Source organism: Candidatus Propionivibrio aalborgensis (genome assembly GCF_900089945.1).
GTDB classification, from domain to species: Bacteria; Pseudomonadota; Gammaproteobacteria; order Burkholderiales; family Rhodocyclaceae; genus Propionivibrio; species Propionivibrio aalborgensis.
Map to the genome: position 1 here is coordinate 1 of NZ_FLQY01000123.1, position 1,358 is coordinate 1,358.

Genomic DNA, 1,358 nt, shown 5'->3' on the forward strand with positions numbered 1-1,358 from the left:
TTTCTGCCGATCTATCTCGGCCCGACGCTGGTCATGGCACTGGGTTGGTTCCTGTTGCTCAAGATGATCCGTACGGCGAAGGCCAATCGCATTACATCGATTGCCGACTTTATTTCCTCGCGCTATGGGAAAAGCCATCTGCTCGGCGGCTTGGTTACGGTGATCGCCGTTGTCGGCATCATTCCGTACATCGCTCTACAGCTCAAAGCGGTTTCCGGCAGCGTCATCCTGTTGCTCAATTACCCGGAAATCGTCATGCCCGGCCGCAGTGCCGCATTGCCGGTCTTTGCCGACATGAGTTTCTATATTGCGTTGATCCTTGCCGCATTCACCATTGTGTTCGGCACGCGCCACCTCGATGCTACCGAGCGCCACGAAGGGATGGTGGCGGCGATTGCGCTCGAATCCGGCGTCAAACTGGTGGCGTTCCTCGCAGTTGGCCTGTACGTTACTTATGGAATCTACGATGGTTTCGCCGATATCTTCGAGCATTTCGCAGACAATGAAAAACTGCGTCGGCTGACTGCCGCCATTCCCTCAGGGCACGGATATACGGGTTGGTTTTCGCTGACGTTGCTGGCTGGTCTGGCGATCCTGTTCCTGCCGCGCCAGTTTCAGATCGCTGTGGTCGAAAACGTTAACGAATCGCATCTCAAACGGGCGGCGTGGCTGTTCCCGCTCTATCTGCTGCTGATCAATATCTTTGTGCTGCCGATAGCCTTCGGGGGCCTGTTGCATTTTTCCGGGAAGGCTGTCGATGCCGATACCTTTGTCCTGACCTTGCCCATGGCTCACCGGCAGGAAGGACTGACCCTGCTGGTTTTCATCGGTGGCCTGTCGGCAGCTACCGGCATGGTCATTGTCGAAACCATCGCGTTATCGACCATGGTCTGTAACGATTTGGTGATGCCGATTCTGCTCCGTCTGCGCGGTGCTGAGCTGGCCGAAACGAAGGATTTATCACGTCTTTTGCTTGGTATTCGTCGAGGGGCCATTCTCGTCATCCTGTTGCTCGGTTATCTCTACTTCCGGCTAGCTGGCGAAGCCTACGCCCTGGTTTCCATCGGACTGATCAGCTTCTCGGCGGTGGCCCAGTTTGCGCCGGCCATGATCGGCGGTATGTACTGGCGTGGTGGAACGCGCGGTGGCGCGCTAGCCGGCTTGAGCGCCGGATTCCTCGTCTGGGGGTATACCCTGCTGCTGCCTTCGTTTGCCAAATCAGGCTGGCTGGCCGCCGAATTCCTGACGCAGGGGCCATTCGGCCTCAGTCTGCTACGCCCACAGCAGCTCTTTGGCTTGTCAGGGCTCGATGAAATACCGCACTGCCTGTTCTGGAGTTTTTTCGCCAACATCGGCGC

The 1,358-nt window shown here is 57.2% G+C and carries 1 protein-coding gene; it reads left to right on the forward strand.

The window, feature by feature from the left end:
* Positions 1–1,358, forward strand: a 1,358-nt coding sequence (locus PROAA_RS07430; protein ID WP_222102149.1) for an SLC5/6 family protein, incomplete at both ends; no start/stop codon positions are given.